This window comes from Streptomyces sp. DG1A-41 (assembly GCF_037055355.1).
Classification (GTDB): Bacteria; Actinomycetota; Actinomycetes; order Streptomycetales; family Streptomycetaceae; genus Streptomyces.
Genome location: NZ_CP146350.1, coordinates 701,592 through 714,341, shown reverse-complemented (window position 1 = coordinate 714,341; position 12,750 = coordinate 701,592). Strand labels below are relative to the sequence as shown.

The 12,750-nt window shown below is 72.9% G+C and carries 12 protein-coding genes; 3 read left to right on the top strand and 9 right to left on the bottom strand.

All coding sequences use genetic code 11. From position 1 onward, the window contains the following. Positions 1–7: 7 nt before the first annotated feature. Entirely contained in the window at positions 8–586 is a 579-nt protein-coding gene (locus tag V8690_RS03410) for a TetR/AcrR family transcriptional regulator (protein WP_338775805.1), read from the bottom strand. 169 nt (positions 587–755) lie between these two features. Between V8690_RS03410 and V8690_RS03405 the strand changes: the two genes are divergently transcribed. Next, positions 756–1,043: an SHOCT domain-containing protein gene (locus tag V8690_RS03405; RefSeq protein WP_338775804.1), complete on the top strand. Its 288-nt coding sequence runs from the start codon at positions 756–758 to the stop codon at positions 1,041–1,043. Positions 1,044–1,201: 158 nt separating this feature from the next. Here V8690_RS03405 and V8690_RS03400 read toward each other — a convergent pair whose 3' ends face one another. Beyond that, positions 1,202–1,735 carry an ATP-binding protein gene (locus V8690_RS03400; protein WP_338775803.1) on the bottom strand — a complete coding sequence of 178 codons (534 nt, stop codon included), beginning with the start codon at positions 1,733–1,735 and terminating at the stop codon, positions 1,202–1,204. Positions 1,736–1,918: 183 nt separating this feature from the next. Continuing rightward, the gene (locus tag V8690_RS03395) at positions 1,919–2,242 is read right to left on the bottom strand and encodes a hypothetical protein (protein ID WP_274814279.1); all 324 of its coding nucleotides are present in this window, start codon (positions 2,240–2,242) and stop codon (positions 1,919–1,921) included. Positions 2,243–2,642: 400 nt separating this feature from the next. On the opposite strand from V8690_RS03395, the gene V8690_RS03390 reads away from it, so the two are divergent. Then, positions 2,643–3,767 (top strand): PLP-dependent cysteine synthase family protein, encoded by a 1,125-nt coding sequence (locus V8690_RS03390; protein ID WP_338775802.1) that lies wholly within the window; start codon positions 2,643–2,645, stop codon positions 3,765–3,767. A gap of 31 nt (positions 3,768–3,798) precedes the next feature. Here the strand turns inward: V8690_RS03390 and V8690_RS03385 are convergent, their stop codons facing one another. Both V8690_RS03385 and V8690_RS03380 read right to left on the bottom strand, forming a co-directional pair. Then, positions 3,799–4,269 carry an SRPBCC family protein gene (locus V8690_RS03385; RefSeq protein ID WP_338775801.1) on the bottom strand — a complete coding sequence of 157 codons (471 nt, stop codon included), beginning with the start codon at positions 4,267–4,269 and terminating at the stop codon, positions 3,799–3,801. A gap of 64 nt (positions 4,270–4,333) precedes the next feature. Then, positions 4,334–5,164: a DeoR/GlpR family DNA-binding transcription regulator gene (locus V8690_RS03380; RefSeq protein WP_338775800.1), complete on the bottom strand. Its 831-nt coding sequence runs from the start codon at positions 5,162–5,164 to the stop codon at positions 4,334–4,336. 292 nt (positions 5,165–5,456) lie between these two features. Here V8690_RS03380 and V8690_RS03375 point away from each other — a divergent pair, with 292 nt between their 5' ends. Further along, entirely contained in the window at positions 5,457–7,814 is a 2,358-nt protein-coding gene (locus V8690_RS03375) for a hypothetical protein (protein ID WP_338775799.1), read from the top strand. Here V8690_RS03375 and V8690_RS03370 read toward each other — a convergent pair. The 4 genes from V8690_RS03370 to V8690_RS03355 all read right to left on the bottom strand — a co-directional run bounded on the left by V8690_RS03370 (position 7,784) and on the right by V8690_RS03355 (position 12,538). Beyond that, positions 7,784–10,225: a right-handed parallel beta-helix repeat-containing protein gene (locus tag V8690_RS03370; protein ID WP_338775798.1), complete on the bottom strand. Its 2,442-nt coding sequence runs from the start codon at positions 10,223–10,225 to the stop codon at positions 7,784–7,786. The two genes, V8690_RS03375 and V8690_RS03370, sit on opposite strands and share 31 nt — an antisense overlap. Before the next feature lie 226 nt (positions 10,226–10,451). Next, a complete protein-coding gene (locus V8690_RS03365; RefSeq protein ID WP_338775797.1) occupies positions 10,452–11,057 on the bottom strand; it encodes a hypothetical protein in 606 nt (201 codons plus the stop codon). Between the two features lie 176 nt (positions 11,058–11,233). Further along, positions 11,234–12,061, bottom strand: a complete 828-nt coding sequence (locus V8690_RS03360) for an MOSC N-terminal beta barrel domain-containing protein (RefSeq protein WP_338775796.1) — start codon at positions 12,059–12,061, stop codon at positions 11,234–11,236. Between the two features lie 45 nt (positions 12,062–12,106). Further along, positions 12,107–12,538 carry a DUF6643 family protein gene (locus tag V8690_RS03355; RefSeq protein ID WP_338775795.1) on the bottom strand — a complete coding sequence of 144 codons (432 nt, stop codon included), beginning with the start codon at positions 12,536–12,538 and terminating at the stop codon, positions 12,107–12,109. Positions 12,539–12,750 lie beyond the last annotated feature (212 nt).

The window sequence follows — 12,750 nt, the reverse complement described above, 5'->3', positions numbered from 1 at the left end:
GGTCTCCTCAGGAGGGACGGGGCGCCAGTAGGGACAGCAGGCCCCGCACACCCGCGTCGAACGTGGCGGGGGAGCCGGAGGCGCGGGCGAGGACGTAACCGCCCTGGACCGTCGCGACGACCGCTGCGGCGATCTCCTCGCCGTCCAGCGAGGGCCCGAACTCGCCCTGCTCCTTGCCCTCTTCGACGATCCCGGCGATCCGCCCACGGACCCAGTCGAGCGTCTCGTCGACCGGGGCGCGCAGCTCGGCGCTGGCAATCACGTCCGGGTCCATGGTCAGCCGGCCGATCGGGCAGCCCCGCAGCACGTCCCGTTCGCGCCGCAGGTACGCCTCGATGCGCTCGTACGGCGTTCCCGGGCCGTCGAGTACCCCCGCGGCTGTCGCCCGCATCTCTTCGGCGGTCCGCCGGATCGCGGCCAGCGCGAGGTCGGGCTTGCCCTTGAAGTGGTGGTACATGCTGCCCTGCCCGGCGCCCGCGCGCTCCAGGATCGCCTTGGGGCTCGTGCCCACATAGCCGCGCTCCCACAGCAGCTCGCGGGTGGAGTCGATCAGCCGTTCCGAGGTGCTCATGCCCTCACTGTACATACCAGTAGTTACAGTGGTCGAGGCCTGGGAGCCCCTCGGCCCTGCCGCCTACTCCCTACGGGGTACGCACACTGCCGCTGGCCGTACGACGACCGGGAACCCCTCGCGGGGCGACGCTCGGGAGCGACAGGCAGGACATCGCGGCAACGCTCCCGAGGAGTTGAACGACATGCAGACCCTGGCGAACTACGGCGACGGCGGCCCCGGCCCGTGGATCCTGTTCTTCCCGGTGATCTGGGCACTGGTCATCGGCGGCGGCATCATGCTGCTGCGCCGCACCGTGTGGCGCGGCCGCCGCGGCGGCCCCTGGCGGCAGCCCCCGGTCGAGAACGACTCGCCCATCGCCGTCCTCGGTCACCGCTTCGCCTCCGGCGAGATCGACGAGGACGAGTACTGGCGCCGGCTGTCCGTGCTGAACGAGGAGTTCGGGCGCACGGCCAAGGGCGGTGGTGCGTGAAGCGCGTCCGGGTGCGACGCGTTCGCCCCGGCCGGAATCTGCGACGCCGAGAAGGCGGCGGACGCACGCCGAGCGGGGCCGTCGCCGCCGGGTGAGGTACGCCCGGCGGCGCACCTCACCCGGCGGCAGCCGCCGTTCGGACGGTGGTCACCGCCCGGTCAACCGGCAACGGCGGACCGGGCGGGAGCGTGTTCGGGCCGTAGCCCGTCGGCGGTGTGCCCGACCTCCGCGAACCTGCGCGCGGGTTTCTCCGGGACGGTGCGCCGCGCCCGGCGCGACGGCGCCGCCACCGCGGCGGAGGACGTCGGAAGGGTGAACCACACGATCTTGCCGGACTCGCCGTCCGGCCGGACGCCCCAGCTCTCGCTCATGGCGGCCACCATCGCCAGCCCGCGTCCGCGGGTCGCCAGCGGCTCGGCGTCGTCCACCACGGGCATCCGCGGGTCGTGGTCGCGCACCGAGACCGTGAGCCGGTCGAGCAGCAGCTCTATCTCCACGGTGCACGTCTTGTCGGGCTGGGCGTGCCGGTGGACGTTGGACAACAGCTCCGTCACACCGAGCGAGGCCCGGTCGATCAGGGCGTCCAGATGCCAGTAGCGCAACTGCGCAGAGACGATTCTGCGGACCTGGCCGATCCGCGACGGCAGGGCTTGGAGCTCCACCGTGCAGTGCCTGCTTGGGTAGCTGATCACGGCTGCGACTCCCCGACGTGAGGTCCGGAAGAACACGGAGTTCGGATCCAGCAGGGCGCCTTCTTGACACTGCCGCCCGCTGTCGTGGCCGGCGGGCTGGTTCGCAGCGTTATCGCCGGTAAACCCAGAGTGACGTGAGAACAGAGTGACGCAGGGGGTGGGGTACCGCAACTCGCGGACACCTCAGTCGCCGCGCCCCGCCGCCCTGCGCACGGCCTCGATGAAGCGCCGTGCGGCGGGCGGCCCCGGCTCGCCCGGAGCGGGGTCGTGCTCGCCCAGGGTGAGCAGGTACCGATTGCCGTTGAGATCCGCCGTGGCCCGGTCATCGGGGCCGAACCAGGGCTTGGATGCGCGCACCGCCTGCACCGGCGCGCTGTCGATCTCACTGCCGTAACTGGTCAGCAGCTCGAGCCGGCCGTCGCTGATCCGGACCTGCCCGGCCCGGGTGAGCGAACGCAGCCGCTTCCCGATCCGCACGCCCGTGGCCCTGAACTCCGGCTCCGCCATGCCACCCGCCCCCTTGTGCGCGTCGGTGCGCCGGCCCCGCTCCGTGCGGTATCCGGCACAGGCTCGTGTCCTGATCCAGTGTGCCCCCGTCCGGAGGCTTGCTCCGGTTGGTGCCCCGTACCCCTGCCGGTACCCCGTTCGGCCCCGGTCCCGCGGTGAAGTCTGCCCCCACCCGGCGTCGAGCACCAGTACAGCGGACCCCCTCTCCTGGGGGCGCCCGGAGCACACACGCAAGGGCGCCCCCAGGACCGCGCGCCCCCTTGCCCCGGGCCCTGCCCCAGGGGGCGCTTTGGGGGGCTCAAAGGTGCGTTTATGCAGGTGAGAAGCGTGCGCAAGGTGCTTATGATCGGGGTGTCGGCCGCGCGACGCGTCGTCGGCGCGCAGCGTTAGGAGCCCCCTCGTGAGCACTCCCCAGCAGACCCGGACCGGCGTGACCCTCGACGTCGACCACAGCGACGCCGCCTACCGTGCGTGGCTGAAAGAAGCCGTCCGCAGAGTCCAGGCCGACGCCAACCGCTCGGCCGACACACACCTGCTCCAGTTCCCCCTGCCGGAGCGGTGGGGCATCGACCTGTACCTGAAGGACGAGTCCACCCACCCCACCGGCAGCCTCAAGCACCGGCTCGCCCGCTCCCTCTTCCTCTACGGCCTGTGCAATGGCTGGATCCGGCCGGACCGCCCGGTGATCGAGGCCTCCAGCGGCTCGACGGCCGTCTCCGAGGCGTACTTCGCGAAGCTCATCGGCGTGCCCTTCATCGCCGTCATGCCGCGCACCACGAGCGCCGAGAAGATCCGTCTCATCGAGTTCCACGCCGGCCGGTGCCACTTCGTGGACGACCCCCGCACGATGTACGAGGAGTCCGCCCGCCTCGCGGCCGAGACCGGCGGCCACTACATGGACCAGTTCACCTACGCCGAACGGGCCACGGACTGGCGCGGCAACAACAACATCGCCGAGTCCATCTTCCGGCAGCTGCGGATGGAGCGGTTCCCCGAGCCGGCGTGGATCGTCGCCACGGCGGGCACCGGCGGCACCTCCGCGACCCTCGCGCGCTACGTCCACTACCTGCAGTACGACACCCGCGTCTGCGTGGCCGACCCCGAGAACTCGTGCTTCTTCGAGGGCTGGACCACCGGCGATCCGGACGTCACCTGCGACTGCGGCTCCCGTATCGAGGGCATCGGACGGCCCCGTATGGAACCGAGTTTCGTGCCTGGCGCGATCGACCGGATGATGAAGGTGCCCGACGCGGCCAGTGTCGCCGCGGTACGGGCACTGGAGCGCGCCATCGGCCGCAAGGCGGGCGGCTCGACCGGCACGGGCCTGTGGAGCGCGCTGAAGATCGTCGCGGAGATGGTGTCCGAGGGGCGGCGGGGAAGCGTCGTGACGCTGCTGTGCGACCCGGGGGACCGGTATCTCGACAAGTACTACTCGGACACCTGGCTGGCCGCCCAGGGGCTGGACATCGAGCCGTACACGGCCGCGATCGACTCGCTGCTCAAGACGGGCGTCTGGCCCGACTGAGACGACACGCCGGGCCCGCCTGCGCGCGGTGCTACGACGCCGCCAGTCTGCGGTCCAGCGCCGTGACGGCGTCTCGGAAGGCCATGGCCTGAGCCGCCCGTACCGGCTTCATGGCGAGCCGGTACGACGCCGTCCCGTCGGTCGCGAACGTCCACCGCACCCGGGTCCCTGTACCGGCCGGGGCGAGCCGCCACTCCTCGGCGATCGCCCGCACCCCGGGCACGTTGGTGACGTCGACGCGATAGGCGTACACCTCGGGCTCCTCCGCCGCGATGATCGACTCCCGGAACCGGACACCTCCCACGAGCCGGATGTCGCGCCCCTTCCCGTCGTCGACCGGGCGGGCGGCCGTCACCTGGGGAAACCAGTCGACCCAGCCGGGCACGTCCTCCAGCGCGCGGTAGACGGCCTCCACCGGAGCGGAGACCTCCCGCGCGAAGACGTGCCGCACGGGCGCGATCCCGACGAAGTCGAGCCCCACAGGGCGCAGACGGTGAGCCATGGACGAAGCCCTCCTGGTACGGGAGCGGGCGTTGACCGGCAGCGTCACCCTAGCTGGCGGCCCGTCAGATGTCTGCCTCTACCTCGGGCTCCCCGGCCACCACCAGCCGTCGCAGATGCTCGACGACCACCCCGCGCGCCTCGTCCGGCAGGCCGGCGTCCGTCACGAGCGTGTCGATCCGCTCCAGCGAGGCGAACGAACTCAGGCCCACCTTGCCCCACTTGGTGTGGTCGGCGACCACCACCACCCGCCGGGCCGACTGCACGAGCCGCCGATTCGTCTCCGCCTCCGCGAGGTTCGGCGTGGACAGGCCGGCCTCGACCGATATGCCGTGCACCCCGAGGAACAGTAGATCGAAGTGGAGCGCCGCGATCGCCTGGTCGGCGACCGGCCCCACCAGCGAGTCGGACGGGGTACGCACACCGCCGGTCAGTACGACCGTGGCAGCGCCCTGCCGCGGGCCCGAGGTGCGCTGCGCCGCGTGGAAGACGTCGGCCACCCGCACCGAGTTGGTGACCACCGTCAGGTCCGGCACGTCCAGCAGCTGCTGAGCCAGCGCGTACGTCGTCGTACCCCCGGACAGGGCGATCGCCGCGCCCGGCGCGACCAGCTTGGCCGCGGCCCGTGCGATGTCCTCCTTGGCGGTCAGCTCCAGCCCCGACTTGGCCTCGAAGCCCGGTTCGTGCGTACTCGCCTCGACCACCGGGACCGCGCCGCCGTGCACCTTCTCCAGCACGCCCTGACGGGCGAGCGCGTCGAGGTCGCGGCGGACCGTCATGTCCGACACGCCGAGCTTGCGCGTCAGCTCGTTGACCCGGACGCCGCCGCGGCGGCGGACCTCGTCGAGGATCAGGGATCGCCGCTGCTCCGCGAGGAGGTTCTGATTCTCGCTCACGTACGCTCCGGTCCTTTCGCCTCAATGTCGTCCGTCAGGTCCAGCACACCTGCCCCAACCAGGACATTCTCCCCCGGCTCCGGTGCGCGGACGCCCCATCCTCGCATGTCGGGGAGCCGACGGCGCCACTGACGGTTCGTCGCGGACATGCCACCTGAGGCCTCACCCGTCGCTCAGCAGTGTTACGGATCGGGGAGATTCCGTGACAGGAGGTGTGCGGCGCCGCAGAAGTGGAGATCCTTGTGCCCGCACGAACAGAGCCGACGGCGTGTCACGGGGGAAGTGCGAATCAGTGGAACGTGCGCGGGAACATGCGTCGACCGGCGGGCCGGACCAGCCCGCCCGGCGGCCCGGTGAGACCGGGACCGCCCTGGAACTCCTGGTCCACGGTGTGGGCGGCACCACGCCGCAGGAGATGCTCAACGATCCGCGCACCGTGCGGATCACTGGCGACGACATCGCGGCCGTCTTCCGGCGCGCCGACGACGTCGACGCGGAGACCAGCCCCGACGACCGCCCCAGCGACGGGCCGGTGCCCGAGGCCTACGTCTGGTGCAACCTCACCTCCGGCAACGGCACCCGCGCCCTGTGGCTGTTGCTTTTGCCGTTCATGGTCGTCAACCTCGCCCACTGGATGCGCCCCAACGTCCGGGGCCGCCGCCGCACCGTGCGCCTGTACGGCCTCCTGGTGCGGCTCGCGGGGCTCACCCTGACGGTGCTGCTCGTCGCGGCGGCCTGCGAGGTCGCCCTCGACCTGGTGGCCTGGCAGTGCGCGGGCACGCGCGCGTGCGCCGACCGGCACTCCTGGCTGGGCTTCCTCTCGCCCACCGTCTCCAACGGCGGCTGGTGGAGCAGCCCCGGCCGCAGGCTCGCCCTGGCGTCCCTCGTCCCGACCGCCCTGACCGTTCTGCTGTGGTACCTGTCCCGGCGCACCTGGAGCGACTACGAGTCCCAGCAGCCGCCGGCCCGCGACCCCGAGACCGACGAGGACGGCGACGGCCCGACCGCGCTGGGCCGGCCCGGCTTCTGGTACGGACGCCGGCTGGTGGCCCGGTTCCGTGCCGCGCACACCGCCGCCGGGCTGGTCACGGTCGCCGCCGCGGTCGCCAGTGCCGCAGCGCGCCACGACCGCGAGCCCGGCGGCCCCGCCGTACTGAACACCCTGGGCCTGCTCCTGGAGGCGGCCCTCGCGGCCTGCGCGGTCGCCGTGGTGTGGGTGGTGTGCCGCCGGGGCCGCAGCGAGAGACGCCTCGACCGGGAACTCGACGAGCGCTTCGTACGACGCCTGCCGCTCGCCGCCCTCGTCCTGCTCGCCCTCGCCCTGTTGTACGCGGGATGGGAGCGCCCCGGCTGGGAGTCGGCCGGACGGCTGCCGGGCGACGCCACCTTCGGCGGTCTCGCCCTGGTCCAGGGCCTGCTCGTGATCGTCCTCGCGGGCGTCGCCCACGCGCTGCACCGCACCGACCCCGACCGGCGGGCCGTGCTGCGGGGCCTCGGCGGACCGGCCGTCGCGATGCTGGCCTGCGCCCTGGGCGGAGTGATGTCCGGCGGCGTGTCGCAGCGCGTGTCCGACTGGCTGGACGGCACCGGCACCTCGATCGACGGCCCGCCGGTCCTGCTGACCTGGCAGGCGTCCGTGATCCCGCCCCTGATCGTGGTGCTCCTGGTGCTCTTCGGCTGGCTGGCCCACCGCGCCTGGCAGCTCGCCCGCGCCGAACGCGAGGCGGTGGCCCGCGACTACCCGGACGAGGCCCAGGACCGCGCCCGCACCCGCCGTATCGCCTACACCCGCGCGATGGCCTCCCTCACCGACCGGGGACCCCGGATCGTCGCGGTCACCTCCGGTGTCACCCTGCTTCTCGGTGCCGGGGCCCTCGTGGGCGCCCTGACCACCGACGAGACACCGGGCGAGGCGGCGCGAGGCACCTACCCCGTCGTCCACGGCACCGCCGAGACCGCCCAGGCCCTCGGCTCCTGGCTGATCGGTCTCGGCTTCATCCTGTTCGTCACCTGGGGCAGGCGCGCCTACAAGGACGCCGCCGCCCGCCGCACCATCGGCATCCTGTGGGACGTCGGCACCTTCTGGCCGCGCGCCGCCCACCCCTTCGCCCCGCCCTGCTACGCCGAGCGCGCGGTGCCCGACCTGACCTGGCGGATCGCGACCTGGACCCGCGTCACCGGCGGACGGCTGGTCATCTCCGGGCACTCGCAGGGCAGCGTGCTCGCCGCCGCCGCGGCCTGGCAACTCGCGCCGTCCACCCGCAGACGCGTCGCGCTGCTGACGTACGGCTCCCCGCTGGAGCGGCTCTACGGCCGCTGGTTCCCGGCGCACTTCGGCCCCGCCGCGCTCAGCTCCCTGCACCGGGAGGTCGACTGCTGGCGCAACCTGTACCGGCTCACCGACCCCATCGGCGGCCCGGTGCGCCTGCCCGGCGACGGGGTCGACCACGTGCCCTTGCCGGACCCCCTCTCCTACGGCCGCACCGACCTGCACCCGCTGCCCGCGCCGATCCTCGGCCACTCCGACTACCAGGCGGACCCGGCGTTCGCCGAGGAGCGCCGCAAGCTGCTGGCCCGGCTGCGGCCAGGCCTGCCGGCACCACGTCCGGGGGCGGATCCTCAGAGCAGCTCGGGGAGGTCCTCCGCGTAGAGCAGTGTCAGGTCGTCCGTGCTCGGCTCGGGGAGCTGGGCGACCCGGCTCGCGTGGCGCTCCACCATCGCCTCGAAGGTCTGCCGGGCGGTCCGGCCGTTGCCGAACGCCGGGCCCTTCGGGAGGTGCGTGAAATACTTCCGCAGGGCCTGAGCCGCCCCCGCCGCCAGCCGGTACTCGTGCTCCTCGGCCTGCTGCTCCACGATCCGCAGCAGGTCCTCGGGGCCGTAGTCGCTGAAGGTGATGGTCCGTGAGAACCGGGACGCCACACCCGGGTTGACCGACAGGAAGCGCTCCATCTCGGCCGTGTAGCCCGCGACGATCACCACGACCGCGTCCCGGTGGTCCTCCATCAGCTTCACCAGCGTGTCGATGGCCTCCTTGCCGAAGTCGCGGCCCGCGTCCTCGGGGGACAGCGCGTACGCCTCGTCGATGAACAGCACACCGCCGCGCGCCTTCTCGAAGGCCTCCTGCGTGCGGATCGCCGTCGAGCCGATGTGCTCGCCCACCAGGTCGACCCGGGACACCTCGACCAGGTGGCCCTTCTCCAGCACACCGAGGGACGCGAGGATCTCTCCGTACAGCCGCGCGACCGTCGTCTTGCCCGTGCCGGGGGAGCCGGTGAAGACCAGGTGCCGCTTGACCGACGCCGCCTTCAGACCCGCCTGCTGCCGGCGCCGGCCGACCTCGATCATGTCGGTGAGGGCGCGCACCTCGCGCTTGACGCTCTCCAGGCCGACCAGCGCGTCCAGTTCGCCGAGGACGTCCTTGGAGGTGCGGGCCGGCGGCTCGGGCTCCGCGACCGGGGCCGGGGCCGGGGGCTCCGGTTCGGTGCGCTGCCCCGGGACCGCGCCCAGCAGGCCGGGGGAGTGACTCACCGTCTGCACGGCCGTCTCCCGCGCCGTCGGTGCCCGCAGTCCCGCGCTTTCGTCGCTGGTGCAGTCCTCGACCAGAGGGCCCGCCCCGGACGCCGCGTCCGCGCCGCTGTCCGCGAACTCGTAGCCGCCGCGCGCGCATCGCTCCGTGCGGCACTTGCGCAGCGTCGTACGGCTGCCGTCGATCACATGGAAGCCGTAGCCGCCGCTGCCCGTCACCCGGCAGTTGTGGAAGCTGCCGCGGCCTCCGGCCGAGACGTACACCCCCGCCTCCGCGGGTGAGTCGATCGTGCAGCGCTCCACCGTGGGGTCGGCGCCCTTGGTGACGATGACGCCGGTCTGGGTGCCGTCCAGCGTGCAGTTGCTGAGAGTGCCGCCGCTGCCGTGGTCGCGGAACCAGGCGCCGGTCGCCGCGTCCCGGATCCGGCAGTCGTCGAGCTGCGCGGTCGCACCGTCGCTCACCGACACGGCCGTGTTGCGGACCTGCGACAGGTCGCTGTCGACGACGTCCGCGCGCGAGCCCCGGTCGAGCACGAACAGGGCGTCCGGCACGTCGTGCACCCGGCAGGAGTCCAGGACGGCGGTGGCGCCGTCGCTGACCCACACCGCCGGGTAGTCGCCCGTGCTGTCGAAGATCTCGCACTGGTTGGCGTCCACGCGCGTACCCGGGTCCCACACCGACAGGCCGTTGCGCCCGAACTGCCGCACCGTGGTGCGGGTCAGCGTCAGGACGGAGCGGGAACGCAGATCGACCGCGTTCTCCGGGATGTCGTGGATACGGCAGTCGGCGAGCGTCAGCACGGCGTCCGTGTCGAGCGTGACACCGTCGGCCGTCGTGCGGTGCACATCGCAGTCGGTGAGGTGCGCGGTGGCCCGGCCGGTGATCTGCACACCGCTGCCCCGGACCTCGTAGATCTCGCAGCCCACCGCCTCCAGCGCCGAGTTCTCCCCGGTCGCCGACAGGCCCGAGCCCGAGGTGTGGTGCACCCGGCAGCGCTCCAGTCGGGGATGGGCGCCACCGCGCACCGCCACGCCCGCCTGGCCGGCCGCGACGACCTCGCACTCCTCGAACACCCCGCCCGCACCGTCGAGTACGGCGATGCCGACGCCCGCCGGATTGTCGACCGCGCAGCGCCGGACCGTGGGCCGGGCGCTGCCGCGCACCTCGATCCCGGCCGCCGACCGTGTGACCACCCGGACGTTGCTCAGCTCCGGAGTGCCCTCCTCCACCAGGACCGCCGGAGCGGCAGCGTCCTGGCCCTCCACGTACAGGTCCTGGACCACCGCCGAGGCGCGCACGGTCAGCGGCACGCCGTCCATGGGCGCGATCCGCACCGAGCCGGGGGAGCCCTCGGGCCCGCGCAGCGTCACCGCGCGCTGCACGACGAGGTTCTCCCGGTAGGTGCCGGGGGCGACCGTGAGGACGTCTCCGTCGGCCGCGGCCTCGAGGGCAGCGGCGAGCGATGCGTACTCACCCGTGCGGCGCCGCCACCGCGACGTGCCGGTGTGCGTCACCTGGACCGTGCCCTGTGCCATGGTGTAGCTGTGCCCCCACCTCGGTCGTACTGATGGCTCGTTCGCCTTCGGGGCGCTCCGACCGGTGTCGGGACCGCGACCGTGCCGGGCCTCTCGGACCTGCGCGTACGCGGCATCGACACCGGCGCGTCCCTCATGCTCGCTCGCGCGCGGGTTGTGCCGAACGGTTCGGCCGGACCACCGTAGCGTGCGCGCGGGTGGTGGGTTGACCAGAGCCGGAAGGCTGTCAGCTGCCGGTGCCCGTCCTGCCCCAGTCCGGGCCCGCCTTGTCCCATGCCTGGTCCCAACGGGCGTACCGGCGGCGGACCATGCGCCAGACGATCAGCCGCCTGCCGCCCTCGACGAGACCACCGGCCGCCAGGGCCGCGCCGAAGCCGGCGAGGACCGCGTGCGTCGATGCCGTCGCGGAGTCGAGGGGGCGGGCCACCATCCGGCCGTGCCCGTCGGTCCATATCCGGAACTCGTCGCCCTGTTGCGGGTCCTTGAGGCTCGCCAGCACCGGGCCCTGATGGTCGGTGCCGTCCGGTGCCGTCCAGTCGGCGAGGACGCGGTTGCGCAGATCCCGGCCCGTGGAGGTCTCCGGGTCGGCGTCCAGCGGGGAGCGGTCGAGCTTGCGGACCACTGTGGCCGTCACCAGGTGCCGCGCTTCGTGCTGTTCGCGGACGGAGCGCTGGAGGGCGTCCTGGGCGGCGCCCCCGACGAGGGAACCGGCCACCGGGGCGGCCAGGAGGATCAGCACGAGGGCGGCCAGCGCCACCCAGGCCTCGGCCAGATCGGTCGCGCGGCACAGCGGGTTGCGCCGCCAGCGCCAGAGTCCGCTGATCGCTCGCACCGCCTGCACCCCCTTCCCGCTCCGTGATAACCCCCGGCGGAGCCGTCCACGCGCCAAGTCGGCGAAGAGAGAGCGAAATCACCCCTCACCGGCGACTCTCATGCACTTCTCACACAAGGCCAACGCCCGGGCCCATGGGGCGGTTCCCGCACCGGGGCGCCGACCTCCGGCCCGGGCTACTCGAGGATCCTGACGGGGTCACCCACCCGGATCGTGCCCCCGGACAGGGGCACCAGGTTCTGTCCGAAGACCAGCTTGCCGCCGAGCCGCCGGTGCCGCCCCAGGCTGTACAGGGGCTCGCGGCCGCGCTCGCCCGTGCCCTGGTCGGTGGTGGTCACCACGCACCGTCCGCAAATCTTGGCGACGCGGAAGGACACGTCCCCGATGGCGAGACGCGACCAGCCGTCCTCGGCCCAGGCGTCGGTGCCCGCCACGACCACGTTCGGCCGGAAGCGGTTCATGGGCAGCGGGCCCTCGTCCGCGTGATCACCCTGCGCGATCAGGGCGTTGAGGGCGTCGAGCGAGGCCGTCGTGGTGAGCAGCAGCGGAAAGCCGTCGGCGAAGGACACGGTCTCGCCGGGACGCGCGTACTCCGGGTCGACGGGCCGGCGCGTGGCCGGGTCGTCCATGTACGCGAGACGCACGCCGATGCCGAGATAGGCGCTGCACCAAGCGTGCGCGGCCTCGTCCTCGGCCGGGACCGCGTCGACCTTGTCGTGGAAGATCTCCACCGGCACCGTGCCCAACGTCCGGGGAACGGGCACCGTCAGGGGTTCCATGCCGGGTGCGGACAGCCGGACGCCGCCGTCCGGCACAAGCGCGGCGGCGGCCAGTGCGAGGCGCGGCTGCCGGCGTTGCGTGACGACCTTTCCCCCGTCGTCGACCAGCACCCAGCGCCGGTCTCCGGCCAGCCCCCAGGGCTCCACGACGGCCTCCCGGGGCGCGAGGCCCCGGACCGCCTTGACCGGATGGACGTGGATCGAGTGCAGGTGTGCGTTCCCCATGGGGCCATCCTGCCAGCCGGCACCGACAGCCCCTGGGCGGGCGGCTCAGTAACCGCGGTACTGCTGGTTGTTGTACGGGTCCTGATAGGGAGCCTGGGCGGGCCGGGGAGCCGCGGGGCGCATCGCCTCGTAGCCCGCGGCGGGTGCCGCCGGGCGCGGCTGCTGCGGCTGGGGGCCGGGATAGCCGCGCGGTGCGGTGGCCTGCTGCGGGATGTACGCCGCGGGGGCCTGCTGGAGCGGGGCGGGTTGCGGCGCCTGCGGATAACCGTAGGCGGGCTGGGACGGGGCTGCCGGAAGAGCGGGCAGCGCCGACGGGAGGGCGGGCAGGTTGCCGGCCGGCATGTCGTACTGAGCGGGGACCCGGATCGGGGCGATCTGCGGGGTGCCCCGCTCGGCGACGAGCTTGTCGTAGATCGGGGTGTCCGGGAAGGAGGCGGAGTAGTAGCCGCCGCCATAGGTGGAGCGGGGGGAGGTCATGGCACATAAGTTAAGCCCACGATGTGCTGGTTGGGGAGACCGATAAGAGGGTTGTTTTCCGTGTCCGCAGTGACCGGGTATCCCCAATGCGAGCGAACTCGGCAAAAAGGGGCGCCGGACAGGGCTCCGATCGTGTAAAGGCCGAGTTCCGGGCGGGTTGCCAGGAGTTGGCCACCTGGGCGTCCGCTGGCGGCGCATGGGAGTTCGCCGCG

Coding starts and splice junctions, on each gene's coding strand:
- V8690_RS03395 (WP_274814279.1), bottom strand. CDS start 2,242: ATGGCGGAGCCGGAGTTCAGGGCCACGGGCGTGCGGATCGGGAAGCGG.
- V8690_RS03370 (WP_338775798.1), bottom strand. CDS start 10,225: ATGGCACAGGGCACGGTCCAGGTGACGCACACCGGCACGTCGCGGTGG.
- V8690_RS03405 (WP_338775804.1), top strand. CDS start 756: ATGCAGACCCTGGCGAACTACGGCGACGGCGGCCCCGGCCCGTGGATC.
- V8690_RS03355 (WP_338775795.1), bottom strand. CDS start 12,538: ATGACCTCCCCCCGCTCCACCTATGGCGGCGGCTACTACTCCGCCTCC.
- V8690_RS03385 (WP_338775801.1), bottom strand. CDS start 4,269: ATGGCTCACCGTCTGCGCCCTGTGGGGCTCGACTTCGTCGGGATCGCG.
- V8690_RS03360 (WP_338775796.1), bottom strand. CDS start 12,061: ATGGGGAACGCACACCTGCACTCGATCCACGTCCATCCGGTCAAGGCG.
- V8690_RS03410 (WP_338775805.1), bottom strand. CDS start 586: ATGTACAGTGAGGGCATGAGCACCTCGGAACGGCTGATCGACTCCACC.